At 71.1% G+C, this 24,084-nt stretch carries 24 protein-coding genes and 1 tRNA gene; 10 read left to right on the top strand and 15 right to left on the bottom strand.

Annotated features, from left to right (window positions below):
* On the top strand, positions 1 to 1,263 hold the full coding sequence (locus KJK29_RS11130) for a styrene monooxygenase/indole monooxygenase family protein (RefSeq protein WP_215118554.1): 1,263 nt from the start codon (positions 1 to 3) through the stop codon (positions 1,261 to 1,263).
* On the opposite strand, the gene KJK29_RS11125 is transcribed toward KJK29_RS11130, so the two are convergent.
* The 5 genes from KJK29_RS11125 to KJK29_RS11105 all read right to left on the bottom strand — a co-directional run bounded on the left by KJK29_RS11125 (position 1,227) and on the right by KJK29_RS11105 (position 5,739).
* Positions 1,227 to 2,411 carry a C40 family peptidase gene (locus tag KJK29_RS11125; protein ID WP_215118553.1) on the bottom strand — a complete coding sequence of 395 codons (1,185 nt, stop codon included), beginning with the start codon at positions 2,409 to 2,411 and terminating at the stop codon, positions 1,227 to 1,229. The two genes, KJK29_RS11130 and KJK29_RS11125, sit on opposite strands and share 37 nt — an antisense overlap.
* Positions 2,412 to 2,517: 106 nt before the next feature.
* On the bottom strand, positions 2,518 to 2,817 hold the full coding sequence (locus tag KJK29_RS11120; protein WP_251057759.1) for a hypothetical protein: 300 nt from the start codon (positions 2,815 to 2,817) through the stop codon (positions 2,518 to 2,520).
* A gap of 10 nt (positions 2,818 to 2,827) precedes the next feature.
* Positions 2,828 to 3,481, bottom strand: coding sequence for a TetR/AcrR family transcriptional regulator (locus tag KJK29_RS11115; protein WP_215118551.1), 654 nt, complete (start codon positions 3,479 to 3,481; stop codon positions 2,828 to 2,830).
* A gap of 255 nt (positions 3,482 to 3,736) precedes the next feature.
* Entirely contained in the window at positions 3,737 to 4,714 is a 978-nt protein-coding gene (locus tag KJK29_RS11110) for a hypothetical protein (RefSeq protein WP_215118550.1), read from the bottom strand.
* Between the two features lie 86 nt (positions 4,715 to 4,800).
* Complete coding sequence (locus KJK29_RS11105) at positions 4,801 to 5,739, bottom strand: AurF N-oxygenase family protein (protein WP_215118549.1); 939 nt, start codon at positions 5,737 to 5,739, stop codon at positions 4,801 to 4,803.
* A 122-nt stretch (positions 5,740 to 5,861) separates the two neighbouring features.
* On the opposite strand from KJK29_RS11105, the gene KJK29_RS11100 reads away from it, so the two are divergent.
* A complete protein-coding gene (locus KJK29_RS11100) occupies positions 5,862 to 6,974 on the top strand; it encodes a ferritin-like domain-containing protein (protein WP_215118548.1) in 1,113 nt (370 codons plus the stop codon).
* An 81-nt stretch (positions 6,975 to 7,055) separates the two neighbouring features.
* Complete coding sequence (locus KJK29_RS11095; protein WP_215118547.1) at positions 7,056 to 7,655, top strand: Uma2 family endonuclease; 600 nt, start codon at positions 7,056 to 7,058, stop codon at positions 7,653 to 7,655.
* Here KJK29_RS11095 and KJK29_RS11090 read toward each other — a convergent pair.
* The 7 genes from KJK29_RS11090 to KJK29_RS11060 form a co-directional block, all read right to left on the bottom strand.
* On the bottom strand, positions 7,652 to 8,158 hold the full coding sequence (locus tag KJK29_RS11090) for a DUF3291 domain-containing protein (RefSeq protein ID WP_215118546.1): 507 nt from the start codon (positions 8,156 to 8,158) through the stop codon (positions 7,652 to 7,654). The genes KJK29_RS11095 and KJK29_RS11090 overlap by 4 nt on opposite strands.
* Before the next feature lie 44 nt (positions 8,159 to 8,202).
* Entirely contained in the window at positions 8,203 to 9,681 is a 1,479-nt protein-coding gene (locus KJK29_RS11085) for a penicillin-binding transpeptidase domain-containing protein (protein ID WP_215118545.1), read from the bottom strand.
* Entirely contained in the window at positions 9,678 to 11,042 is a 1,365-nt protein-coding gene (locus KJK29_RS11080) for an FtsW/RodA/SpoVE family cell cycle protein (protein ID WP_215118544.1), read from the bottom strand. Before KJK29_RS11080 ends, KJK29_RS11085 begins: the two co-directional genes overlap by 4 nt.
* A 52-nt stretch (positions 11,043 to 11,094) precedes the next feature.
* Positions 11,095 to 11,535, bottom strand: coding sequence for an SH3 domain-containing protein (locus tag KJK29_RS11075; RefSeq protein WP_215118543.1), 441 nt, complete (start codon positions 11,533 to 11,535; stop codon positions 11,095 to 11,097).
* Positions 11,536 to 11,649: 114 nt separating this feature from the next.
* On the bottom strand, positions 11,650 to 12,903 hold the full coding sequence (locus KJK29_RS11070; protein WP_215118542.1) for an ATP-binding protein: 1,254 nt from the start codon (positions 12,901 to 12,903) through the stop codon (positions 11,650 to 11,652).
* A complete protein-coding gene (locus tag KJK29_RS11065; protein WP_215124230.1) occupies positions 12,900 to 13,613 on the bottom strand; it encodes a hypothetical protein in 714 nt (237 codons plus the stop codon). The genes KJK29_RS11070 and KJK29_RS11065 overlap by 4 nt, the downstream gene beginning before the upstream one ends.
* A gap of 442 nt (positions 13,614 to 14,055) precedes the next feature.
* Positions 14,056 to 14,559: a protein-tyrosine phosphatase family protein gene (locus KJK29_RS11060; RefSeq protein WP_215118541.1), complete on the bottom strand. Its 504-nt coding sequence runs from the start codon at positions 14,557 to 14,559 to the stop codon at positions 14,056 to 14,058.
* A gap of 111 nt (positions 14,560 to 14,670) precedes the next feature.
* Here KJK29_RS11060 and KJK29_RS11055 point away from each other — a divergent pair, with 111 nt between their 5' ends.
* Entirely contained in the window at positions 14,671 to 15,474 is an 804-nt protein-coding gene (locus KJK29_RS11055; protein WP_215118540.1) for a nuclease-related domain-containing protein, read from the top strand.
* 44 nt (positions 15,475 to 15,518) lie between these two features.
* On the opposite strand, the gene ligD is transcribed toward KJK29_RS11055, so the two are convergent.
* Positions 15,519 to 16,400, bottom strand: coding sequence for a non-homologous end-joining DNA ligase (ligD, locus tag KJK29_RS11050; RefSeq protein WP_215118539.1), 882 nt, complete (start codon positions 16,398 to 16,400; stop codon positions 15,519 to 15,521).
* Positions 16,401 to 16,463: 63 nt separating this feature from the next.
* Here ligD and ku point away from each other — a divergent pair, with 63 nt between their 5' ends.
* On the top strand, positions 16,464 to 17,471 hold the full coding sequence (gene ku, locus KJK29_RS11045; RefSeq protein WP_456115091.1) for a non-homologous end joining protein Ku: 1,008 nt from the start codon (positions 16,464 to 16,466) through the stop codon (positions 17,469 to 17,471).
* 64 nt (positions 17,472 to 17,535) lie between these two features.
* Here ku and KJK29_RS11040 read toward each other — a convergent pair whose 3' ends face one another.
* Together KJK29_RS11040 and KJK29_RS11035 are read right to left on the bottom strand one after the other, a co-directional pair.
* The gene (locus KJK29_RS11040; RefSeq protein WP_215118538.1) at positions 17,536 to 18,033 is read right to left on the bottom strand and encodes an Asp23/Gls24 family envelope stress response protein; all 498 of its coding nucleotides are present in this window, start codon (positions 18,031 to 18,033) and stop codon (positions 17,536 to 17,538) included.
* A 213-nt stretch (positions 18,034 to 18,246) separates the two neighbouring features.
* Positions 18,247 to 18,318: transfer RNA gene (locus KJK29_RS11035), tRNA-Arg, on the bottom strand.
* Positions 18,319 to 18,434: 116 nt separating this feature from the next.
* Here KJK29_RS11035 and KJK29_RS11030 point away from each other — a divergent pair.
* The 5 genes from KJK29_RS11030 to thrC all read left to right on the top strand — a co-directional run bounded on the left by KJK29_RS11030 (position 18,435) and on the right by thrC (position 24,077).
* Positions 18,435 to 18,947: a response regulator gene (locus tag KJK29_RS11030; protein ID WP_251057758.1), complete on the top strand. Its 513-nt coding sequence runs from the start codon at positions 18,435 to 18,437 to the stop codon at positions 18,945 to 18,947.
* Between the two features lie 105 nt (positions 18,948 to 19,052).
* Entirely contained in the window at positions 19,053 to 20,168 is a 1,116-nt protein-coding gene (gene nrtL, locus KJK29_RS11025) for an ArgS-related anticodon-binding protein NrtL (protein ID WP_215118536.1), read from the top strand.
* A gap of 12 nt (positions 20,169 to 20,180) precedes the next feature.
* Positions 20,181 to 21,572: a diaminopimelate decarboxylase gene (lysA, locus tag KJK29_RS11020; protein ID WP_215118535.1), complete on the top strand. Its 1,392-nt coding sequence runs from the start codon at positions 20,181 to 20,183 to the stop codon at positions 21,570 to 21,572.
* 147 nt (positions 21,573 to 21,719) lie between these two features.
* Positions 21,720 to 23,012: a homoserine dehydrogenase gene (locus KJK29_RS11015; protein ID WP_215118534.1), complete on the top strand. Its 1,293-nt coding sequence runs from the start codon at positions 21,720 to 21,722 to the stop codon at positions 23,010 to 23,012.
* 6 nt (positions 23,013 to 23,018) lie between these two features.
* Positions 23,019 to 24,077: a threonine synthase gene (gene thrC / locus KJK29_RS11010; protein ID WP_215118533.1), complete on the top strand. Its 1,059-nt coding sequence runs from the start codon at positions 23,019 to 23,021 to the stop codon at positions 24,075 to 24,077.
* The last annotated feature ends 7 nt before the right edge of the window (positions 24,078 to 24,084 follow it).

Below are 24,084 nucleotides of genomic sequence, written 5' to 3'. Positions count from 1 at the left end.
ATGCGGAAGATACTCGTCGTCGGAGCCGGTCAGTCCGGGCTCCAGATCGCTCTCGGCCTCCAGTCGCAGGGGTACGAGGTCACCCTGATGTCCAACCGGACGGCGGACGAGATCCGCACGGGCCGGGTCATGTCGACGCAGTGCATGTTCCACACGGCACTGCAGCACGAGCGCGATCTCCAGCTGAACTTCTGGGAGTCCCAGGCCCCGAAGATCCAGGGACTCGGCGTCTCGGTCGCCGCCCCCGGCTCCTGGGCCGAGGGTCCCGCGGCGCGTGCCATCGACTGGCTGGGCAGGCTCGACGGGTACGCGCAGTCGGTCGACCAGCGCGTGAAGATGGCCGGCTGGATGGAGACGTTCGCACAGCGCGGCGGACAACTCGTCATCCACGGCGCGGCCGTCGGCGACCTCGACTACTTCTCCCGCACGTACGACCTGGTCCTCGTCGCGGCCGGCAAGGGCGAGCTCGTGCAGATGTTCGGCCGGGACGCCGAGCGCTCCCCCTACAGCGAGCCGCAGCGCGCACTGGCCGTGTCGTACGTCCACGGCCTCGGCCCGCGCCCCGAGCACCCGGACACCGAAGGGGTCCGCTGCAACCTCGTGCCGGGCGTCGGCGAACTGTTCGTCATGCCGACTCTGACGACCTCCGGCCGTGCCGACATCCTGTTCTGGGAGGGCATACCCGGCGGCCCGCTCGACGCCTTCGGCGGCGTCAAGGACCCCGCGGAGCACCTCTCCCTGACCCTGGAACTCATGGAGCGGTACGTCCCCTGGGAGTACGCGCGGGCCACCAAGGTCGAGCTGACCGACGCGGGCGGCGCGCTGGCCGGCCGTTACGCCCCCACCGTCCGCAACCCCATCGGCCGCCTCCCTGGCGGCGGACTCGTGCTGGGTGTGGCGGACGTCGTCGTGGCGAACGACCCGATCACCGGCCAGGGCTCCAACTCGGCGTCCAAGTGCGCCGCCGCGTACCTGTCCGCGATCGTCGAGCACGGTGACAAGCCGTTCGACGAGGAGTGGATGCGGTCGGCCTTCGACCGCTACTGGGACACCGCCCAGCACGTCACCAAGTGGACCAACGCGATGCTCGCGCCGCCGCCGGAGCACATCCTGAACCTGATCGGCGCCGCCGGCGAGCTCCAGCCGGCCGCCGACCGCTTCGCCAACGGCTTCAACGACCCGTCCGACTTCGAGAACTTCTTCTACGACCCGGAGAAGACGGGCGCCTACCTCGCCGAGCTGTCCGGCGCGGGCGCGGCGTAACCGTCGTAGCCGCTGTCCGACCCGTCCGTGGCGCCCTTGGGGAGCTTCGGCGGCGCGTACCGCCGCAGGGGCTTCCCGGACGGGTCCGGGCGCACGGCGCCCAGGAGCGGGTTGGCCGCGATCGGTGACACCTTCACCTTCGCGCCCGGACGGGGGGCCTGGACGACCATGCCGTCGCCGAGGTACAGCGCCACATGCGTGGCCTCCGGGAAGTACACGACCAGGTCCCCCGGGCGCAGCTCGGCGAGCGGGATCCGCTTCAGCCGCTTCCACTGCTCCTGGCTGGTCCTGGGGATGGGCGCCCCGGCCTCGGCCCACGCCTGCGAGGTCAGGCCCGAGCAGTCGTACGACTTCGGGCCCTCCGCGCCCCACTCGTACGGCTTGCCGAGCTGCCCGACCACGTAGCGCAGGGCTCGATCGCCCTCCGCCGACGGTCTGCGGGCGCTGCTGAGCGCGCCGGACGCCATGAACTTCTTCTGGGCCTTGGTGATCCCGCTCGTCTCGAACGCGGAGAGGGCGGCGAGCTGGTCGCGGCTGAGGGAGGCGAGGAGGTCCTCCACGTCGTGCAGGCGTTTGACGACCTGGTCCTGTTCCTTCTTTCGCCGTTCGGTGAGGGTGAGCTGTTGGTCGAGGGCCTTGCGGGCCTTGCGGGCCAGGTCGTCGGCCTTTCGCTCGGCGCCGGTCAGGCGGTTGATGGTGGCGGCCCGTTCCCGGGCGATCCTTCCGATCACATGGCCCTGGTCGATCGCGTGCTGGGGATCGCGGGCCAGGAGCAGGTGTACGTACGGGGAGATGTCCGTGCTGCTCTGGTACTGCTGCCTGGCCAGGCGGCCGACCTCGCTCCGGCTGTCGTGCAGGGAGAGCCGGGCGCGGGCCAGGGCGTGGTTCAGGCGGTCGGTCTCCGTGCGCTGCTTCTTCAGCTTCTCCTCGGTGGCGTTGTAGGCCTCGGTGGCCTGTTCGGCCTTGCGGTAGAGCTGCTGAAGGTCCGTCAGGAGGTAGGCGAGGGAGGCGGGGGGTGGTCCGGGGGCGGCGGTGGATGTGGGTGTGGGGGTGGGAGTTGGGTCCGGGGCTGCTGTGGCGGGGGTGGGTGCGAGGGTTGCTGCTGCCATCGCCGCCGTACAGGCCAGACGCAGAAGGGTTCCTGACATGCCATCACCTCCGATGCGGGGGCGGCCCTTCGGCCACCGGACATCGTGAGGATGAGGGGTGTGGGACGGTCTGTGCGGTAGGCCTGCGCGATTCGGCGCAACAGGGTCACCCGTCGGCGTCGTCCCGTTTGCCGGGCGGCGTGGCGTGTGGCTTCGACCAGGGCCATGTGAGCCGCCGGGGCGGGACGCCCTCCGGGGCGTACTCGTACTTCCAGCGGTTGGTCAGGCCGACCTTGCCCGGGCCGCGGGGGACACGGCGGTAGGCGAGCACCGTGGGCGGGCCGCCGGCCGGGTCCGGGACGGGGATGCGGTACGTCTTGGGCGGGTGGCCGGTGATGCCGAGCAGGACGGGCAGGACCCTGCCGTCCATGGGGCCGCCCTCGAAGGGGGTGTCTTCGCTCTTCACCAGATCAGTGTCAGACATCCTCGGCGAGCGCCTGGACCAGGGCGTCGGTCTGCGGGTCACGGCGGGCGGTCACCGACAGCATGGCCACGAACTGCTCGACGAGCCAGTCGCGGAGGTCCTCGGCGGGGGGCTGCTTGTCCTCGTCGAGCCAGATGAGGCTCGATGCCTCCACGGCCGTGATCCACATGCGGATGGTCATGCGCAGGCGGGGGCCGGGGGTGGTGACCTCCAGGTGCCTGACGATGTGCTCGGCGGCGGCGCGGCGGACGCCGTCGACGATGGCGGTGGTCCGTGAGGTCTCCACGACGCTGCCACCCTGGAGGAGGGCGCTGAAGCCGGCGTCGTGCTGGTCGACGAACGTGAGGTAGCGGTCGAGGGCGCGGGACAGGCGGGGGAGGAGGGGGCCCTCTCGGGGTTCGTCGAAGCAGGTCCGGAGCTCGTCGGCGGCGGAGCGGAGGGCGGCCTCGTAGAGCTGCTGCTTGCCGCCGGGGAAGTAGCGGTACACCAGGGGGCGTGACACCCCCGCCGCCTCCGCCACGTCGTCCAGGGAGACGTCCTCCGGGGCGCGGTGCGCGAAGAGCGACAGCGCGGAGGTGAGCAGTTGGCTGCGGCGTTCCTCGACGCTGAGGCGCCGGTAGGCGGGGGTGGGGGCGGCTGGTGTCATGCCTCGCAGCGTAGCCGGGAGCCGGGGCGGGGGCCGGATGCCTGCGGCGGCCTGTGGCTGCTTCGGTGGGGGTGCGCGTAGCGCCTACGCCGTGGGTGGTGGGTCGGGGCCGCGCCGGGGGGTGTCCGTCCTCGGAACGGCGCGATTGAGTTTCATACCGACTGACCGGCGTTGACGCGCCAACCGCTGCGGGCGGACACCCCCCGACACGTCCCCTTCTCGCCGTACGCGGGTGCGGGCGCGTCGTGGTCCCGCCTAGCGCGCGTCCACGTGCTGGAAGTCGACGTTGGTGAGGCGGGCGGCCTTCGGGGTCAGTTCGGCCAGGCCCTGGCCCTCGAAGGTGTCGGTGATCAGGGGGCCGCTGGTGGCGCCCAGGGCGGCCTGCTCGTCGTTGGGGACGAGGCTCGCGATGGAGCGGTAGGACTCCTTGAGCAGGGATTCCTGCTTGTGGGCGAGGGGGACCAGGGCGAGGACGCCGCCGTCGGCTGTGCGCAGGGCGTAGACGCTCGGGTCGGCGGGGGCCTTGGCGAAGAACTTCTCGGTGGCCTTGCCCTCGGCCGCGCCCTTGGTGCTGCTGCGCTGGTAGGTCTTCTTGGCGTTCTCGACGGGCTGCGTGGAGGTCAGGGACTTGCCCTTCTTCTTGCCGCCGGTTTCGAGGTAGTCCGCGTAGGCGGCGCGTATGTCGGTGGGGGCCAGTCCGCCGATCTTGGTGCCGGGGTCGACGGCCTCGGCGAGCCCGTCCTTGTCGAGGGCCGGCTTGGGGATGTCCGCCGCGGCGGCCCAGAGGGACAGCACCATCTTGTAGGTGCCGTCGACCTTGTCGAAGACCAGGAGCACTCTTTCCTCGTCGTTCACGCTGGACTTGGCCTGGACGGCGAACCAGTCGCCCGCGCCCTTCTTCGGGATCACGTAGGTGCGGTCCGTGTAGGAGAAGGGCTTGGCGTAGTCCTTCTGGTCCTTCTTCGGCCAGGTGTCGAAGAGGGTGTAGACGGCCTTGTCCATCGCGTAGACCTGGCCGCCCTCGACCGTCGCGAGGAGCTTCTCGTCCTGGGCCGCGTTCGCCTTGTTGTTGACCTTCTCGTAGCGGTCGGCGATCTTCTTGGCGGTCGCCTTGCTGACGACGCCCTGTGGGGCGGGCGCCTTGTCGGTGTCGGCGGACTCGCTGCCGCACGCGGTCAGGGCGAGGGCGGCAGCGGCGCCTACGGCGGCGGTGCGCAGGGAGTGGGGGGACATGCCGGGTGATCTCCTTTGTGGCCACTGACAGTGACGGGGTCACAGAGGACAGTAGCCACCCTGCATGGACATGACCCGGGCGGGGTCTATGCCAGCAAACCGGAGGACTTCCAGAGCCGGCGTCCCACTCCGCGCAGCACCCCGATGTCGTCGAGGAAGTCCGTCAGCCGCTTCGAGCCGTTCTGCATGACCTCGCGGCGGTGGCCGCTGGCCTTGACCTGGGCGAGGGCCTCACGCCTGTCCAGGCCGACGTTCGTGTAGACGTCCGGGTTCACGAACGCCACCGAGAAGACCCGGGCGAACTCGCCGGAGGTGACCCGGGTGAACTCCTGGGACCACCTCGGGGCCGTCACCATCTGGCGGCGGAGTTCCTCGCGGGCGTAGCGCACATGGCGGGCCTCCTCCACGACGTGGATGCGGGTGACGCCCCGGACCAGGGTCTGGACGCGCTCGTCGGGGAACGTCAGGCGCTGCATCCAGTCCAGGACCTCCTCACCGAGGAGGGTGGCGGTGAAGGAGCCGGGGGTGGTGGAGATGGTCTTGAAGAGGCGGCCCAGGTGCTGGTGGGCGCGGCTGACCGGGTACCAGGGTGTGTCGCCGTGGGAGATCAGCCGGGCGAACATCTTGGAGTGGCGGCACTCGTCCTCGATCTCCGTGAGGGCGTAGCGGACGTGTGCGCTCGTCGCGGCCTTGTCGTAGATGTGGCGGACGAGGAGCTGCATGAGGATGATCTCGAACCAGATGCCCAGGGAGGCCAGGGCCGCCGCCTCGTGCTGGGAGAGCAGGATGCGCTGCTCCTCGCTCATGCGCTTCCAGAGCGGGGTGTCGTAGAGCGAGACCAGCTCCGGGGGCCAGAACCACTTGCCCTCCTCGAAGGGCGCGTCCCAGTCCAGTTCCTTGTCCGGGTCGAAGGAGTGCTTGGCGGAGGAGTCGAGGAGCCGCTGGGCCACCTGCTCCCGGTCCTTGAGCAGGCCGAGGGCGTCGCGCAGGCCGTCGAGCGCGTCGGCTTCCGTCAGGGTCGTCATGGCTGCCCACCTCGTTGTGCACACGTCACTGTCCCTCTTATGAGACTGCGTGTCAGCAAGGCCGTCAATCCCCTGTGCGCGATTTGTTGACGCGGCGTCTACCACGTAGGAGCCTGCGGGGCATGCCGACCTTCGACCTGTACGCCGAGGAACCGGAAGAGTCCGTGTGGCAGGTGCCGGCGAGCGGAGCTGCCCGTTTCAACTGGGAGTACGACGGTGGCCGCGACCGGCTCCTGGCCCTCTATCAGAAGGGCAAGGACAAGCAGTGGGACGGTCAGAAGCGGATCGACTGGGAGCTGGAGGTGGATCCGTACGATCCGCTGGGGACTCCCGACGAGGCGATGTCCCTCTACGGGACCAGGCACTGGGCGAAGCTGACGGAGAAGGACAAGGGGGAGTTGCGCCTGCACTACGCCTCCTGGCAGTTCAGCCAGTTTCTGCACGGTGAGCAGGGCGCGATGATCTGTGCCGCGCGGATCGTCGAGTCCGTCCCTGATCTGGACGCGAAGTTCTACTCCGCGACCCAGACCATGGACGAGGCCCGGCACGCCGAGATCTACGGCCGGTTCCTGCACGAGAAGGTCGGGCTGCTGTACCCGATCAACGACAACCTCCAGTCCCTGCTGGGCGACACGCTGCGCGACTCGCGCTGGGACATGCCGTATCTGGGCATGCAGGTGCTGATCGAGGGACTGGCGCTGGCGGCCTTCGGCATGATCAGGGACACCACGGACAAGCCGCTGCCGAAGCAGATCCTCGCGTACGTCATGCAGGACGAGGCCCGGCACGTGGCCTTCGGGCGGATGGCGCTCAGGGACTACTACCAGCAGCTCAGCGACGCCGAGCTCCGCGAGCGCGAGGAGTTCGTCATCGAGGGCTGCTACCTCATGCGCGACCGGTTGCGGGGCGTGGAGGTGCTGGAGAACTTCGGCATCCCGAAGGCCGAGGCGGAGGCCTGCAGCGAGCAGTCCGAGTTCCTCGCCCTCTTCCGCAAGCTCCTCTTCAGCCGCATCGTCCCCTGCGTCAAGGACATCGGCCTGTGGGGCAAACGCCTCCAGCAGGCCTACGTCGACATGGGCGTCCTGGACATGGGCGACTCCAACCTCGACCTGCTGATGTCCCAGGACGAGGAGATCGCCGAGAAGCTCGACGCGGAGCGCTTCGCGGTGGAGGAGGGGGAGCGGGTCGCGGAGGTGGAGGCAGTCATCGAGGCCGGTCAACGACTCGACGGTTGATCACTCGTTCGACGGGCGAATCGGCATATTCCCCTGGGTACGCTGGCTGTGCCAGGCAGACTCCGGCACATGGGAGCGATCATGAGCGCCGCGCGTGACTACGGGCTGGACGACGACTACGAGTGGCCTCGTCCGCCCGAGGGCGGCTGGACGGCGGACGACCTCGACGAGCTTCCCAACCTGCCTCCGCACACGGAGCTGATCGACGGGAGTCTTGTCTTCGTGAGTCCGCAGACCAACTTCCACTCACGTGCCATCCGCTTGCTGGACAACACCCTGCTGGATCAGGTGCCGGAGGAGTTCGACGTCATCCGTGAGATGACCATCAAGCTGAACAAGCGCAATCGGCCGGAACCCGATGTCCTGGTGTTTCAAGCGGGTGCCGACACTGGCCCCAAACAGACCTGGTACCGGCCGGAAGACGTCGTCATCGCTGTCGAGGTCGTCTCCGCGGACTCGGAGGACCGGGACCGTGAGGTCAAGCCGCTGAAGTATGCGCGTGCCGGAATTCCGCACTACTGGCGCGTCGAGGAGAACGAAGGCCTCCCGGTGGTTTATGTGTACGAGCTCGACCCCGCGACCCAGGCCTACGGCCTGACCGGCATCTTCCACGACAAGCTCGAACTCACCGTCCCCTTCCCCCTCGCCATCGACCTCACCGCCATCGACCGCCGCCGCTAGACCGAGCAGCCCAGCCCCTCCGGTACCTCGCCCAGGAGGGGCGTCGCGCCCTGGGGCGGGTACGACGTGCGCAGGGTGAAGGCGTAGGGGGTCGGGCCGTGGGTGCGGAGGTGGAGGAGGCGGGATTCGGCCTCGGCGACGGTCGGGCGGTGGCCGGCCGGGACCCACCAGAGCGCGACCATGGCCTCCTGGACCCGGTCGAACCACTCGCGGCGGCGGGCGAGCATCTCCCGGTGCCTGCCCTGGTACATGTACGCCGTGAGCGCGTCCGTGTTCCGCCACACCGACATGTTGATGATCAGCCAGGAGTCTCCGAAGACGGCCACGTCCGTCGCGTCGCCTGAGTCGCCCTGCAAGCGCCACACGAAACCGTCGGCGGCGTCGGCGTCCGCGTTCACGGGGTCCAGGGCGTCGACGAAGTCCTTCAACTGCGGGGAGTCCAGCGGGGCCTTGAGGCGGGCGATGTTGACCTGGGCGAGTTCGAAGGCGGCGGCAGCAGTCATGACCGAACGGTAGGTCGGGGCCCCGGTCTCCCGGTAGAGCCGTCTCAGGAACCGGGCAGCCGGTCCCGGGACTTCAGTACCGCCTCCATCACCGCCCGCGCGATCGGCGCCGCGTCGCCGCCCCCGCTGATGTCCCCGCGGTTGGCGTCCGCGTCCTCCACGACGACCGCGACCGCCACCCGCGGCTGCAGATCACGACCGCCCTGCGCCCAGGAGACGAACCAGGCGTACGGCGTACCGGAGTTGCCGATGCCGTGCTGGGCCGTGCCCGTCTTGCCGCCCACCTTGGCACCGCGGATCGCGGCGTTGCGCCCGGTGCCGCCCCTGACCACGCCCAGCATCAGCCCGCGCAGCCGCGCGGCGGTCGCGGGCGTCATCGCCTGGCGGATCGGGCGCGAGCCGGCGGTCGCGAGGGTGCTGCCGCCCGGCCGGGTCGTGCGCTCCACCAGATAGGGATCCCGTACCTGCCCGCCGTTCGCCACGGCCGCCGCCACCATCGCCATCTGCAGCGGGGTGGCGCGGGTGTTGTACTGGCCGATCGACGACAGCGCGAGCTGTGCCTGGTCCAGCGAGGTGTCGAACGTGGACCGCGCCACCGCGAAGGGGATCCGCAGCGCCCGGTCGTTGAAGCCGAAGGACCGGGCCGCCGCCGTCATGCCCGGCACCCCCACCTGCACACCGAGCTGGGCGAAGACGGTGTTGCAGGAGAAGACGAACGCCTCGCGCACGGAGGCGTCCGCGCAGCCCTTGGCATAGTTCGACAGACGCGTCCTCGTACGGGGCAGCCGGTAGGCGTCGGGGGAGTCGGTCGGCTTGTCGAGGTCCGGGACCAGGCCGGCGTCCAGCGCCGCGGCCAAGGTGACGATCTTGAAGGTCGAACCCGGCGGATACGTCTGCCGCACCGCCCGGTTGAGCATCGGCCGGTCCCGGTCGGCGTTCAGCCGCTGCCAGGCCCGGGCCGCCGCCGCCCCGTTCCCGGACAGCGGCTGGGGGTCGTAGGACGGGGCGGACACCAGGGCCAGGATCCGGCCGGTGGACGGCTCCAGGGCGGCCACGGCCCCCTTGCGTCCGGCGAGCCCTTGGTACGCGGCCCGTTGCGCGGCCGGGTCGAGTGTCGTCACCACGTTCCCGCCGGCGTTGCGCGCCCGCGTGAAGTCGTTCCACAGCGGGAACGGCGCGAGCATCGGGTGCGAGCCGGACAGGATGCCGTCCTCGGTGTGCTCCAGCAGCGTCGTGCCGTAGAGCTGGGAGGCGAAGCCGGTGACCGGCGCGTACATCGGGCCGTCGGCGTAGGTCCGCTCGTAGCGCAGATGCTCGCGGGTGTCCTGCGAGCCGGTGATCGGCCGGTCGCCGACCAGGATGTTCCCGCGCGGCTGCTCGTAGCGGGCGATCTCCGGGCGACGGTTGGCGGGGTGGCCGTCGTACAGCGGCGCCTGGACGACCTGGACGCGGGCGGCGTTCAGCAGCAGGGCCACCAGCAGCAGGGCGCAGAAGAGGCCGGCGTGCCGGATGTGCCGCGTCATGGGGTCTCCTGCCCGTCGTGCTGACGCCGCGCCGAGTCGCTCACCCGGACCAGCAGCGCCACGATCGCCCAGTTGGTCACCACCGACGAGCCGCCCTGCGCCAGGAACGGCATCGCCATACCGGTCAGCGGGATCAGGCCGGTCACCCCGCCCGCGATCACGAACACCTGGAGCGCCACGAGCGAGGAGAGGCCCACCGCGAGCAGCCTGCCGAAGGGCTCGCGCAGCGCCAGGCCCGCCCGGTAGCCGCGCTCCACCAGCAGGCCGTAGAGGACGAAGATGGCCGACAGACCCGCCAGGCCCAGTTCCTCGCCCGCCGTCGCCAGGATGAAGTCCGACTTCACGGCGAAGCCGATGAGGACCGAGTGGCCGAGACCCAGCCCCGTGCCGAGGAAACCGCCCTCCGCGAAGGCGAACAGCGACTGCGCGAGCTGGTTCGGGCCCTCGCCCGCCTCGACCGAGGCGAACGGATGCAGCCACGTCTCGATCCTGCTGTGCACATGCGGCTCCAGACGCCCGACGGCGACCGCGCCCAGCGTGGCCAGGAGCAGTCCCACGGTGATCCAGCCGGTGCGGCCCGTGGCGACGTAGAGGAGGACGACGAACAGGCCGAAGAAGAGCAGCGACGTCCCGAGGTCCCGCTCCAGGATCAGTACGCCCACGCTCACCAGCCAGACGGCGACGATCGGCCCGAGCACCCGTCCGGTGGGGAACTGGAACCTCCAGATACGGCGGCCGGTGTACGCCAGGGCATTGCGGTTCGCGGCCAGATACGCGGCGAAGAACACCGCCAGCAGCACCTTCGCGAACTCGCCCGGCTGGATCGAGAACCCGGCGATCCGGATCCAGATGCGGGCCCCGTTCACCGCCGGGAACAGGATCGGCAGGGTGAGCAGGACCAGCACGGCGACGACACAGACGTAGGTGTAGCGCTGGAGCACCCGGTGGTCGCGCAGAAGCAGCACGACCAGGATGAACAGCGTCACGCCCAGCGTCGACCACACCAGTTGGGCCGGTGCCGCCCGGTCGCCCGGGGTCTCCAGGTCGAGCCGGTAGATGAGCACCAGGCCGAGCCCGTTGAGCAGCACGCCGATGGGCAGCAGGAGGGGGTCGGCGTGCGGGGCCCGCAGCCGCACCGCCAGATGCGCCAGCAGCGCGAGCACGCCGAGCCCGGCGCCGTAGCCTGCGGCGCCGGGCGGGAGGGTGCCGTGCTGGGCGAGGCCCACCGCGCAGTAGCCGTACACGGACAGCAGTACGGCCACGACGATGAGGGCGAGCTCGATGCCACGGCGCCGGGGGAGGGGGCGGACGGCGGGCGCGGGCGGGTCCGCCGTCGCCACGGTGATTCCGGCCTTGCTCATGTCCGGAACCTACCCAAACGGTACGTCTTGTGTGTGTTTGGGTGACCGAGTGTCAGCACCAGCGTGGCGCGGGGCCGATGTTGTCGATGAAGCGGGCCGCGCCCCAGGCCCAGGTGCCGTCCGCCAGGAGATACCAGAGCGGGTTGCCCTGCACGGTCTGGCCGGGGGCCTTGCAGAAGATCTTGACCTTGTCCCCCCGGTGGGCGAACCGGATGATCCGCGAGCCGCGGTTCGGGGCGCTGCGCAGCGCCAGGGTGTTCGCCGTGACGACACCCCGGTAGAAGCGCCGGTCGTCGTGGCGGTGGTATCCGTCGCCGCCCATCGTGCCGGCGTCCGTCGTGTCGGACCCCAACGTGTCGGCGCTCATCGAGCTGGCGCCGGACGCGTCCCACTCGTCGTCCGCGACGGCGGGCGTGACGGCGGCAGCGGCGGCGAGGAGCGCGGCGGCGGTGGTTATGGAGAGGCGGGAGCGCAGAGACATGGGGAGTGACATCGGGAGTACCTCCATGTGGGGGCGGAAGGACCGAAGCTGACTAATCGCCACATTAGGAGCGCCCCTCGGGCCCCGCCCGTCACGCTGGGCCATAGGAGGAAGGCCCCTACGCCCTCACTCCACCGCCAGTGCCAGGGTGGCCACCGCCCCGCCGTCCGGCGCGTTCGCGAACCTCAGCCGCGCGCCCAGCACCTCGGCCTGCCCCAGCGCGATGGTCAGCCCCAGCCCGTGCCCCCTGGACCCGCCCTCCGTACGGAACCGCTGCGGACCGTGCGCCACCAGGTACTCCGGAAAGCCGTCCCCGTGGTCGCGAACCGTCACCACCGGCCCGTCCACGGTCAGTACGACCGGGCCCCGGCCGTGCTTGTGCGCGTTCGCCACGAGATTGCCGAGCACCCGCTCCAGCCGCCGCCGGTCCGTCTCCACGGACACATCCCGTACGACCCTGACCTCCGTGCCGTTCCCCGCGGCCCGCACCGCCCGCTCGGCCAGCGGCCCCAACTGCTCCGTGTCCAGCTCCAGCAGCTCCCGCCCGGTGTCCAGCCGGGAGATCTCCAGCAGGTCCTCGGTGAGCGTGCGCAGTGCCGCGACCCGGTCCCGCACCAGCTCCGTCGGGCGGCCGGGAGGCAGCAGTTCGGCCGCCGCGTGCAGCCCGGTCAGCGGAGTGCGCAGCTCATGGGCCACGTCCGCCGTGAACCGCTGCTCGGCCAGCAGCTTGCCCTGCAGCGACGACGCCATGGAGTCCAGCGCGGCGGCGACCGCGGCCACCTCGTCCGGTGGCCGCGCCGGAGTCTTCGTACGCGGATCGGTCCGGGGGTCGTTCACGCGCGCGTCCAGGTCGCCCGCGCTGATCCGCCGGGCCACCCGCGCCGTGGTGTGCAGCCGCCGCGTCACCCGCGTCACCGCGAACGCGCCGACCAGCAGCGTCGCCCCGATCGCCAGGCCCGACGACCACAGGATCGCCCGGTCCAGGCCCGCGATGGTGCGCGCCTGCTGCGAGTAGTCCACCGCCACGGCCAGGGCCCTGCCGCCGTCGGCCGGCCCGGCCGCCCACATCGTGGGGCGCCCTTCGCGGTCGGCCACCATCGTGCCCCGGTCACCGGCCACCGCGAGGTCCCGCAGCTTCCGGGGCAGCTCCGGCGGATCCAGCGCGGCGCCCCGCCGCAACGGGTCACCGGCCTCGTACCGCTCCGTCGCCTGCTCCAGCCGCTGCAGCGCCTGGTCGCGGGCCTGGCCTACGGTCTGGTCGGTCACCTGCACATGCACCAGGACGCCGAGCAGGGCGGCCAGCGCGCAGCACATCACCGTGATGAAGGCGGCGGCCTTCACGGCGAGCGTCCCCGACCACTGGGGGAGCACGGGTCTCATCCGGTGCTCGCCGAGGGGGAGGCGGCCGGGTGGCGGGAGTGCTTGCGCGGCCCGGTGCGCAGCATCTCGTCGTGGGTGAGGAGCATCGCCCGCTGGTCCCGGTCCCAGGTCCACTGCAGGCGGTACTCGTAGCCCGCCACCTCGGAGGGCGAGCGGATGACCAGGGAACGCCCGGCCAGTTCCACGCCGCTCAGCGCGTCCTCCCACGACATCACCTGCACGAGCCGGTGCTTCTCGACGGTGTAGACGCGCACCGCGGTCGTCTTGCCGGGCAGCAGCCGGAAGCCCAGTGTCAGGTCGTCGCGCCCGTCGCCGGTCAGGTCCCGGTAGTACGGCTTCAGGACCGGGCACCGCCCGTGCCCGGGGCCCTTGCCGCAGCCGGTCATCCGCCCGGCCGTGTCCCGGTACGGCGCCTTGCCGCCGTCGTAGTCGCCCGGGCTCGCGGCGATCTCGGCCCGGACGACCTCGACCGGGTCCACCCCGCGGATGTCGTCACCTGCCGGGACCTTGACGCCCTTGACCACCTCGGTGTTCACCTCACCGATCTCGAAGGCCGGGCTGGACGCGGGCGTCTGCTCCGGCCAGAGCCGCGCCGGCCCGACCGCCGTCGGCGTCGCCCCGGCACCTTCGAGCCCACCGGTGTCCCCGCAGGCCGCGGCGGTCGCCAGCAGGAGAGTGACGAGGAGGGCGCGACGGGCGGCTCGGATGATGCGAGGGGTGGCTTGGCGGGGGTGGCGGGCTGCTTGGCCGGGGCGGCCGGAGGCTTCGCCGGGTTGGCGGGCTGCTTGGCCGGGGCTGTGGTCGGTTTGGCCGGGGTGCGGGTCGGCTTGGCCGCTGTGGCGCAGGTCGGCTCGGTCAGGGCTGACGTCGGCTCGGCCAGGGCAGCGGGAGGCTTCGCCGGGTCGGCAGTCGGCCTCGCCGGGTCGGCCGGAGGCGTCGCCCGGTCGGCAGAGGGCTTCGCCGGGTCGGCTTCCGAGAAGGCCTCCGGGACGGCTGAGGGGCACTGCACTCCTGCGGTTCGAGGGGGTGATCACGCGGCTCGGGCACGACCCGCCGGCCCGGCCCACTTTATTCGCGGGGACGTCCCATTTGCGCGCGAGGGAGCCCGTTTGCCGAGGCACCGGCCGGGTGCTGTGCTGGTGGGGTGGCGTGTCACTCGGTGAGTTCCTCCAGCAGCCGGGCCGTGGCCAGACCGGCCCGCAGGTACTCGACGAACAGTTCGTTGTGCAGCGCCCAGGGCGAACGGCGGTCCCGGATCAGCCGGATCGCCGTCTCCGCGGAGTCGCCCCGGCGCATCAGCGCGTGCGCGACGACCAGCCCCGAGCGGTTGTACCCGTGGTAACAGCGAACGAGGACCCTGCGGCCCTCGTCCAGCGCCTCGCAGGCCGCCTCGGCCAATCGGATCACCCCGGCGAGCTGCGTCCCGTCGAGCGGCCCGTCGGGAATGGGCCAGACGTGATGCCGGACGCCCGGATCGGGGCCGTGGCCGGGCAGCCGCAGCAGCGTCTGCACGAGGTCGAACTCGTCCCGTACGACGGCGAACTCCACCTGCCCCGGGGTGCCCGCGTACTCGTGGCCGCCCATCCACAGGCCGGGCACCACCTCGCTCCACGGGCTCTCCGGAGCCGGCACATCGGGTTTCCTGCGGGTACGCAACAAAGCCTCCCCACCATCACCGACCGGGGGCCTGCCCAACTGCTCTCCAAGGTAACCGGGTTCTTGCCCCCGCAGCACCCCGCCTGTTCCCATGGTCGGGGGTGATGGTGCATGGACGGACTGCGCGTCGTACCGACCCGGCGACACGGCCAGGAACGGCTCTACGTCTGCCTCCCGGACGGCAGGAACATCGCCTGGTACGACCGTGAGGCCGCCCGGGTCAACCTGCTCGGCACGGACCGCGAGGACGAGGTCCTCCGGGCTCTCGGGCCCTTCATCACCGGCCCGGTGACGGTCGGCCCGCCCCCGGTGCCGACCCCCTCCGACCTCGCCCGGCTGGCGCTCCACCCCGACGACGACCTGGCGCCCAACCGCCCCGGCGAGGCCCTCGTCGTCGCCCTCGACCGCGAACCCGGCCCGGCCCACCGGCTCCGCCCCGACCCGCGCCGCCGGGCCCTGACGGCCGAGCAGACCGTGGGGGAGGCCCTGGACCGCCTGGACGGCGCGGGCTGGCACACCCTGCACTCCGTCCCGCTCCCCGGCGGCGGCCGCATCCACCATCTGCTGATCGGCCCCGGCGGCCTGTACGCCGTACACACCCTCTACGCCCGCAAGCACCGCGTGACGGTCACCGACCCCATGGTCACCCTGAGCCGCCGCGACCCCCACCCCCTGCTCCGCCGCGTCCGCACCGACGCCGACCGCGCCTCCTACGCCCTGACAGCCGAGGTCCACCCCGTACTCGCCCTGCTGGCCCCCACGACGGTGTCGGTCCAGGCCCGGCCGCGCGACCTCCGCATCCTGACGGACACCGACATCCAGAGCCTGACCGCCCAGGACGCCGTCCTGAAACCGGCGGACGTGGAAGCCCTGCACGCGGCCGCCCGGGACCGGAAGACATGGGCGAGGGTGTGAGGCCACGAGGGCAGCGGGTGTGGACACACCTGAGGTTCCCGTGGCTACGGCAACGACCCGGCCCGCCCCGGATCGAGCAGCGGCCCGAGCAGATCCCCGTGGTCCTGGACCCGTGACGCGAGATCCCGCGCCTCGAAGTCCAGCCGGCCGGGCGCCTCGCACTGCTCGACCTCCTCCCAGGTCACCGGCGCCGAGACGGTCGGCTCGGGGCGGGCCCGGAGGGTGTAGGGGGTCGCCGTGGTCTTGCGGGCGGCGTTCTGACTCCAGTCGACGAAGACCTTCCCCGGCCGCAGGCTCCGCGTCATCCGGTGCAGCGCGAGCCGCGGCATGGCCCTCTCCGCCTCGACCGCCAGCTCCTTGGCGTACTCGGACACCTGCTCGGAAGACGCCCCGCGCACGGCGGCGAGCAGATGCAGCCCCTTCGAGCCGGAGGTCTTTGCGTAGGCCTCGATGCCGTCGTCCGCGAGCCGTTCCCGCAGCCACAGCGCGACCTCGCAGCACTGCACGATGCTCGCCGGCGCCCCCGGATCGAGGTCGAAGACGATCCGGTCGGCCGTCTCCGGCGTGTCCACGAGCCACTGGTGGGTGTGGAACTCGGTGACGAGGTTGGCCGCCCACATCAGGCTCGGCAGATCCTGCACCAGGACCATCCGCGAGGGCCCCTCGACCCTCGGCACCTCGGCGGTGGTGACCCACTCGGGCGTACCCGGCGGCACGTTCTTCGTGAAGAAGACCTGCCCGTCCGGCCCGTCCGGATACCGCAGGAAGGACACCGCCCGGTCCCGCAGATGGGGCAGCAGGACCTCGGCGACGGTCGCGTAGTAGTGCAGCACCTCGCCTTTGGTGAAGCCGGTGGCGGGATACAGCACCTTCTCCAGATTGCTGAGCGCGAGCCGTCGCCCCTCCACCACTGTGATAGGCGCCATACGATAAGAATCCCACGCGAACCAGGACGAACACTCCCGAGAGTGACCGGAAGGGTGCTGCACGTGAGATCCATCTGGAACGGCGCCATCTCGTTCGGGCTGGTCAGCATCCCGATCAAGCTGGTGAACGCCACCGAGAGCCACTCGATCTCCTTCCGCCAGATCCACACCGAGGACGGCGGCCGCATCCGTTACCGCAAGTTCTGCGAGCTGGAGGACCGCGAGGTCACCCAGGGGGAGATCGGCAAGGGCTACGAGGACGCGGACGGCACGATCATCCCGATCACCGAGGAGGACCTCTCCAGCCTGCCCATCCCCACGGCCAGGACGATCGAGATCGTGGCCTTCGTCCCGGGCGACCGGATCGATCCGCTCCAGATGGACGCCGCGTACTACCTCCAGGCCAGCGGCGCCCCCGCGGCGAAGCCGTACACCCTCCTCCGCGAGGCACTGAAGCGCAGCAACAAGGTGGCGATCGCCAAGTTCGCCCTGCGCGGCAGGGAACGCCTGGGCATGCTCCGGGTGGTCGGCGAGGCCATCGCGATGCACGGTCTGCTGTGGCCGGACGAGGTCCGCGCCCCCGAGGGCGTGGCCCCCGACACGGACGTCACGGTCCGCGACCAGGAACTGGACCTGGCGGACGCCCTGATGGACACCCTGGGCGAGGTCGACCTGGAGGATCTGCACGACGAGTACCGCGAGGCCGTGGAGGAGGTCATCGCCGCGAAGGCCGCCGGCGAGACCCCGCGCCAAGCCCCGGAACCGGCCAAGGGCGGCAAGGTCCTGGACCTGATGGCGGCCCTGGAGAACAGCGTCCGCGCGGCCCGCGAATCCCGCGGCGAGGAACCCGACGACCACGCCGAGGTCAAGCCGCTCCCGCAGCGCAAGACGGCCCGCGCGGCCCCCAAGCAGACCGGCGGCAAGAAGTCGACGTCGACGGCGAAGAAGACGGCGGCCAAGAAGACGACGGCGGCCAAGAAGTCCACGGCGAAGTCGGGCCAGGGCGCGAAAAAGACGGCCGCGAAGAAGACGACGGCGAAGAAGTCGACGTCACGCAAGCGCACGGCCTGACCCACCCCGGGGCGCGCACACGGCGCCCCGGAGAGGGCGCTGAACCTGGGGGAGCCGGGCTCCCTCAGGCCACGCGCCGCTGCCCCTCCTGCTCGGACTCGTCCTCCTCATCCGGCAGATGTACGTCGTCGACGGCGATGTTGACCTCCACGACCTCCAGACCGGTCATCCGTTCCACCGCGTTGACGACGTTGGTCCGGACATCCGCCGCGGTGTCGGTGATGGCGGCGCCGTACTCGACGACGAGATCCAGATCGACGGCGGCCTGACGCTCGCCGACCTCCACCTTCACACCCTGGGTGACCCCACTGCCCCCACCCGGCACCCGCTGGCGCACGGCCCCGAAGGCCCTGGTCATCCCTCCGCCGAGGTTGTACACCTCCGGAATCTCCCGGGCGGCCATCCCCGCGATCTTCGCCACGACCGTGTCCGCGATCTCCGTACTGCCACGGGCTTCAGCGGAGGTCCCGCCCCCTCTGCCGCCCTGCGATGCCGTGGCCCCGTCCTGCTTGCCCGTCCTGGTACCCGGAGGGGTGTTCCTGCGCTGTGTGGTCTCCGTCATGACCGTCACCTCGATGACTGGGTGCGGGGGTATGAGCAGCGTCGTTCCTCTCTACGGTAGAACAACGGTGCGTATGGGGCGAAAGTGATGCAAAAGCCCGCCCCGCCCCACGCACGACAACAAGGAAAAACGGGACCCAGTACCACTGGGTCCCGCTCTCCATCTCAGGCATCCACGCTGATCAACCACAAGATCATGTCAGCTGAAGCGAAGTGCCCCCGGCAGGATTCGAACCTGCGCACACGGCTCCGGAGGCCGTTGCTCTATCCCCTGAGCTACGGGGGCGTGTCCGGCGCGATTGCTCGCGGCGACGGGTAGAACACTACCAGCTCCCTCGGGGTGGTCATCAACGGGTTTGCGCTGCCGGGGGCGGGTGTGCGGGTCGCCCGTGCGGGGTGGAAGTGGGGAAAACCCGGACGCGATGGCGGGGGCCGACCTACTCTCGAGTTGTGCCAGGCGCGTCGGGTCGGGTGCTTGTTGTGGACGACAACAAGGTCATCCGGCAGTTGATCAGGGTCAACCTCGAGCTGGAGGGGCTGGAGGTCGTGACCGCGGCCGATGGTGCCGAGTGCCTTGACGTCATTCATCAGGTGCGGCCCGATGTCGTGACCCTCGACGTCGTCATGCCCCGGCTGGACGGGATCAGGACCGCCGCCCGGCTGCGGACCGATCCGCTCACCCGTGATCTGCCCCTCGCCATCATCAGCGCCTGTACGCAGGCCGAGGTCGAGGCCGGGCTCGACCTCGGCGTCGACGCCTTCCTCGCCAAGCCCTTCGAGCCCGCCGAACTGGTCCTGATGGTGAGGCAGTTGATGGAGCGGGCCCGGCGCCGGGAAAGGCAGGGCGGTGGTGGCCCCGACATCGGGGGCGACGGTGCCCCGGCGCAGACCGTCGACCAGCCGGCCGTACCGTAGGTGACGAGCCGCCGCTCGGCCTCCTGAGGGAAGCCGCGTCCATATCCCGGACCCTCCCCAAACCGGGTCGCATACCCACCCCCCTCCTCCCATACGCTTGTGCCCGTGACCCCCGTCGAGCTCTCCCGCACCGTGCTGCACGCCGTGCGTCGCGCTGTCGACGACGGTGAGCTCAGCGTGACCGTGCCGGAGCGGGCCGTGGTCACACCGCCGGGGCCCGGGGGCTGCGGCGACTACGCCACCAACATCGCCCTCCAGCTCGCCCGCGCGGCGGAGCAGCCGCCCCGGCGCGTGGCCGAGATCCTGCGGGGGCGTCTCCTCGACGACCACCGCATCACCGACGTCGTCGTCACCGGGGCCGGGTTCCTCAACCTCAGCCTGGAGAGCGCCGCGTCCGCCGCGCTCGTCGACGAGATCCGGCGGCGCGGGCGGCGGTACGGGCACGCCGCGCGGCCCAGCGGGAACAGCGTCGAACTCCGGTGTCCGGCTGAGGTCCGTGCCGTCGTGGCCGCGGATGCCGTCGCCCGTCTGCTGCGCAGCCAGGGCGACTCCGTCCGCGTCAGGTACGACGGCCGGCCCGCGCCGGAGTGGGAATCCGTCCTGGGCGTGGACCTCAGGGACGGCGTGGACCTCAGGGACGGCGTGGACCTCAGCGAGGTGGACAGCGAGGGCACGGACACCGACAGCGCGGACGTCACCATCCGGCCCGTCCCCGTCCCCGTTCCCCTCCTCGTCCCCGTCCCTGCCCCCACCAACCCCCTCCCCCTAGGCCGAGACGCCGCCCGCTGGGCCCTGCTCCACCCCGCCGCGCACGACCGCCCTCGGATCCCCGGCGACCATCTGATCCAGCGGGAGACCAACCCCCTCTTCCGCGTCCGGTACGCCCACGCCCGCACCCGGGCCCTGCTGCGCAACGCCGCCGACCTCGGCTTCGACCCCGAGCCCGGCCCCGTCAGTCGTACCGAAGAGCTGGTCGCCCTGCTCGGCGATCACCCCCGCATCCTCACGGCCGCCGCCACGCACCACACCCCCGACCGCCTGGCCCGGCACCTCGTCACCGTCGCCGACGCCACGTCGCCGCTGCTCCCCGCCGTGCTGCCGCTCGGCGAGGAGAAACCCTCGGCCGCCCACCGTGCCCGGCTCGCGCTCGCCGAAGCCGCCGGGACGGTGCTGGCCGGCGGCCTGTCCCTGCTCGGCATCGACGCACCCGATCACCTCTGAAAGACACGAAACATGAGCCGTTCCGCACACCCCGCCGGGCCCCGTCACGCCGATGTCTACCCCGAGGGCCACTACTCCGCCCCGCCCGCCGACCTCAACGCCCTGGACCCCAAGGTGTGGGCCGAGACCGTCACGCGGGACGAGGACGGGGTCGTCACCGTCGGCGGCATCCCCGTGACCCGGCTCGCCGAGGAGTTCGGCACCCCCGCCTACGTCCTCGACGAGGCCGACTTCCGGGCACGCGCGCGTGCGTGGCGCACCGCCTTCGGGACCGACGCCGACGTCTTCTACGCGGGCAAGGCGTTCCTCTCCCGTGCCGTCGTGCGCTGGCTGCACGAGGAAGGGCTGAACGTCGACGTCTGCTCCGGCGGCGAGCTGGCCACCGCCCTCAGCGCCGGCATGCCCGCCGAGCGCATCGCCTTCCACGGCAACAACAAGTCCGTCGACGAGATCACCCGGGCCGTCGAGGCCGGCGTGGGCCACATCGTGCTCGACTCCTTCCAGGAGATCGTCCGGGTCGCCCACATCGCGCAGAGCCTCGGCAAGCGGCAGAAGGTCCTGATCCGGATCACCGTCGGCGTCGAGGCCCACACCCACGAGTTCATCGCCACGGCCCACGAGGACCAGAAGTTCGGCATCCCGCTGGCCGGCGGACAAGCCGCCGAGGCCGTACGCCGGGCCCTGCAGCTCGACGGGCTCGAACTCGTCGGCATCCACAGCCACATCGGCTCGCAGATCTTCGACATGTCCGGGTTCGAGGTCGCCGCCCACCGGGTCGTCTCGCTGCTCAAGGACGTCCGCGACGAGCACGGCGTCGAGCTGCCGGAGATCGACCTCGGCGGCGGGCTCGGTATCGCGTACACCAGCGACGACGACCCGCGCGAGCCGCACGAGATCGCCAAGGCGCTCACCGAGATCGTCACGCGGGAGTGCGAGTCCGCCAAGCTGCGCACGCCGCGCATCTCCGTCGAGCCCGGGCGCGCCATCGTCGGCCCGACCGCCTTCACGCTCTATGAGGTCGGCACCATCAAGCCCCTCGACGGGCTGCGGACGTACGTCTCCGTCGACGGCGGCATGTCGGACAACATCCGCACCGCGCTGTACGACGCCGAGTACAGCGTCGCGCTGGTCTCCCGCACCTCCGACGCCGAGCCGATGCTCGCCCGTGTCGTCGGCAAGCACTGCGAGAGCGGGGACATCGTGGTCAAGGACGCGTTCCTGCCGGCCGACCTGGCACCGGGTGACCTCATCGCCGTCCCCGCGACGGGCGCCTACTGCCGCTCCATGGCCAGCAACTACAACCACGTGCTGCGGCCGCCGGTCGTCACCGTGCAGAACGGCGAGGCCCGGGTGATCGTCCGCCGCGAGACCGAGGAGGACCTGCTGCGTCTCGACGTCGGCTGAAACCATCCCCGGGTGGGGTGGAAGATCTCCTGCCTTCCACCCCCGTACAAATGAAATAGATATCTCACGATCCGGACGAAGGGCAGAAAGTCCCGTCCGGTGAGTGAGACTGGTGAAACCGTAGACGGTATGAGGAAACGAGGTCGGATGATGCGTACGCGTCCGCTGAAGGTGGCGCTGCTGGGCTGTGGAGTGGTCGGCTCAGAGGTGGCGCGCATCATGACGACGCACGCCGACGACCTCACAGCCCGGATCGGTGCCCCCGTGGAGCTCGCGGGCGTGGCCGTACGACGGCCCGACCGGGTCAGGGAGGGCATCGACCCGGCCCTCGTCACCACCGACGCCACCGCCCTCGTCAAGCGCGGCGACATCGACGTCGTCGTCGAGGTGATCGGCGGGATCGAGCCCGCCCGGACCCTCATCACCACCGCGTTCGAGTACGGCGCCTCCGTCGTCTCCGCCAACAAGGCGCTGCTCGCCCAGGACGGAGCGGCCCTGCACGCCGCCGCCGGCGACCACGACGCCGACCTCTACTACGAGGCCGCCGTCGCCGGTGCCATCCCGCTGATCCGGCCGCTGCGCGAGTCCCTCGCCGGCGACAAGATCAACCGCGTGATGGGCATCGTCAACGGCACGACCAACTTCATCCTCGACAAGATGGACTCCACCGGGGCCGGCTACCAGGAGGCCCTCGACGAGGCCACCGCCCTCGGATACGCCGAGGCCGACCCCACCGCCGACGTCGAGGGCTTCGACGCCGCCGCCAAGGCCGCCATCCTCGCCGGTATCGCCTTCCACACGCGCGTGCGTCTCGACGACGTCTACCGCGAGGGCATGACCGAGGTGACGGCGGCCGACTTCGCCTCCGCCAGGGAGATGGGCTGCACCATCAAGCTGCTCGCCATCTGCGAGCGGGCCGCGGACGGCGCCTCCGTCACCGCGCGCGTGCACCCCGCCATGATCCCGCTGAGCCACCCGCTGGCCTCCGTGCGCGGCGCCTACAACGCCGTGTTCGTCGAGTCCGACGCCGCCGGGCAGCTCATGTTCTACGGTCCCGGAGCGGGCGGTTCCCCCACCGCCTCCGCCGTGCTCGGCGATCTCGTCGCCGTCTGCCGCAACCGCCTCAACGGCGCGACCGGACCGGGCGAGTCCGCCTACGCCGCCCTGCCGGTGTCGCCGATGGGCGAGGTGGTCACGCGCTATCACATCAGCCTCGACGTGGCCGACAAACCGGGCGTTCTCGCCCAGGTCGCGACCGTGTTCGCCGAGCACGGAGTCTCGATCGATACGGTTCGCCAGTCGGGGAAGGACGGCGAGGCCTCCCTCGTCGTCGTCACGCACCGCGCGTCCGACGCCGCCCTCACCGGGACCGTCGAGGCGTTGCGCAAGCTCGACACCGTGCGTGGTGTCGCCAGCATCATGCGGGTTGAAGGAGAGTAACCAGCAATGACCCACCAGTGGCGCGGAATCATCGAGGAGTACCGGGACCGGCTGCCGGTATCCGACACCACGCCGGTCGTGACGCTCCGCGAGGGCGGCACGCCGCTCGTGCCCGCGCAGGTGCTCTCCGAGCGCACGGGCTGCGAGGTCCACCTGAAGGTGGAGGGCGCGAACCCCACCGGGTCCTTCAAGGACCGCGGCATGACCATGGCCATCACCCGGGCCAAGGAGGAGGGGGCGAAGGCCGTCATCTGCGCCTCCACCGGCAATACGTCGGCCTCCGCCGCCGCGTACGCCGTGCGCGCCGGGATGGTCTGCGCCGTGCTCGTGCCGCAGGGCAAGATCGCGCTCGGCAAGATGGGCCAGGCCCTCGTGCACGGCGCGAAGATCCTCCAGGTCGACGGCAACTTCGACGACTGCCTCACCCTCGCGCGCGCACTGAGCGACAACTACCCCGTCGCGCTGGTCAATTCGGTCAACCCGGTACGTATCGAGGGTCAGAAGACCGCCGCCTTCGAGATCGTGGACATGCTCGGCGACGCGCCCGACATCCACGTCCTGCCGGTGGGCAACGCGGGCAACATCACGGCCTATTGGAAGGGCTACAAGGAGTACGCCGCCGACGGCGTCTCCGCCCGGACCCCCCGGATGTGGGGCTTCCAGGCCTCCGGCAGCGCCCCGATCGTGCGCGGCGAGATCGTCAAGGACCCGTCGACCGTCGCCACCGCCATCCGCATCGGCAACCCGGCGTCGTGGAACCACGCGATCGCCGCGCGGGACGAGTCCGGCGGCTCCATCGACGAGGTGACGGACCGTGAGATCCTGCGCGCCTACCGGCTGTTGGCCTCGCAGGAGGGCGTCTTCGTCGAGCCCGCGTCCGCCGCGTCCGTCGCCGGTCTGCTGAAGGCCGCCGAGCAGGGCAAGGTCGACCCGGGGCAGCGGATCGTGTGCACCGTCACCGGCAACGGTCTGAAGGACCCCGACTGGGCCGTCGCCGGCGCCCCGCAGCCGGTCACCGTCCCCGTCGACTCGGCGGCCGCGGCGGAGCGCCTCGGACTCGTCTGACGTGCGC

Origin of the sequence: Streptomyces koelreuteriae (assembly GCF_018604545.1) — a bacterium.
Taxonomy (GTDB): Bacteria; Actinomycetota; Actinomycetes; order Streptomycetales; family Streptomycetaceae; genus Streptomyces; species Streptomyces koelreuteriae.
Note: the sequence above shows the minus strand (reverse complement) of the source record. Positions and strands in the feature narration are given on the sequence as shown.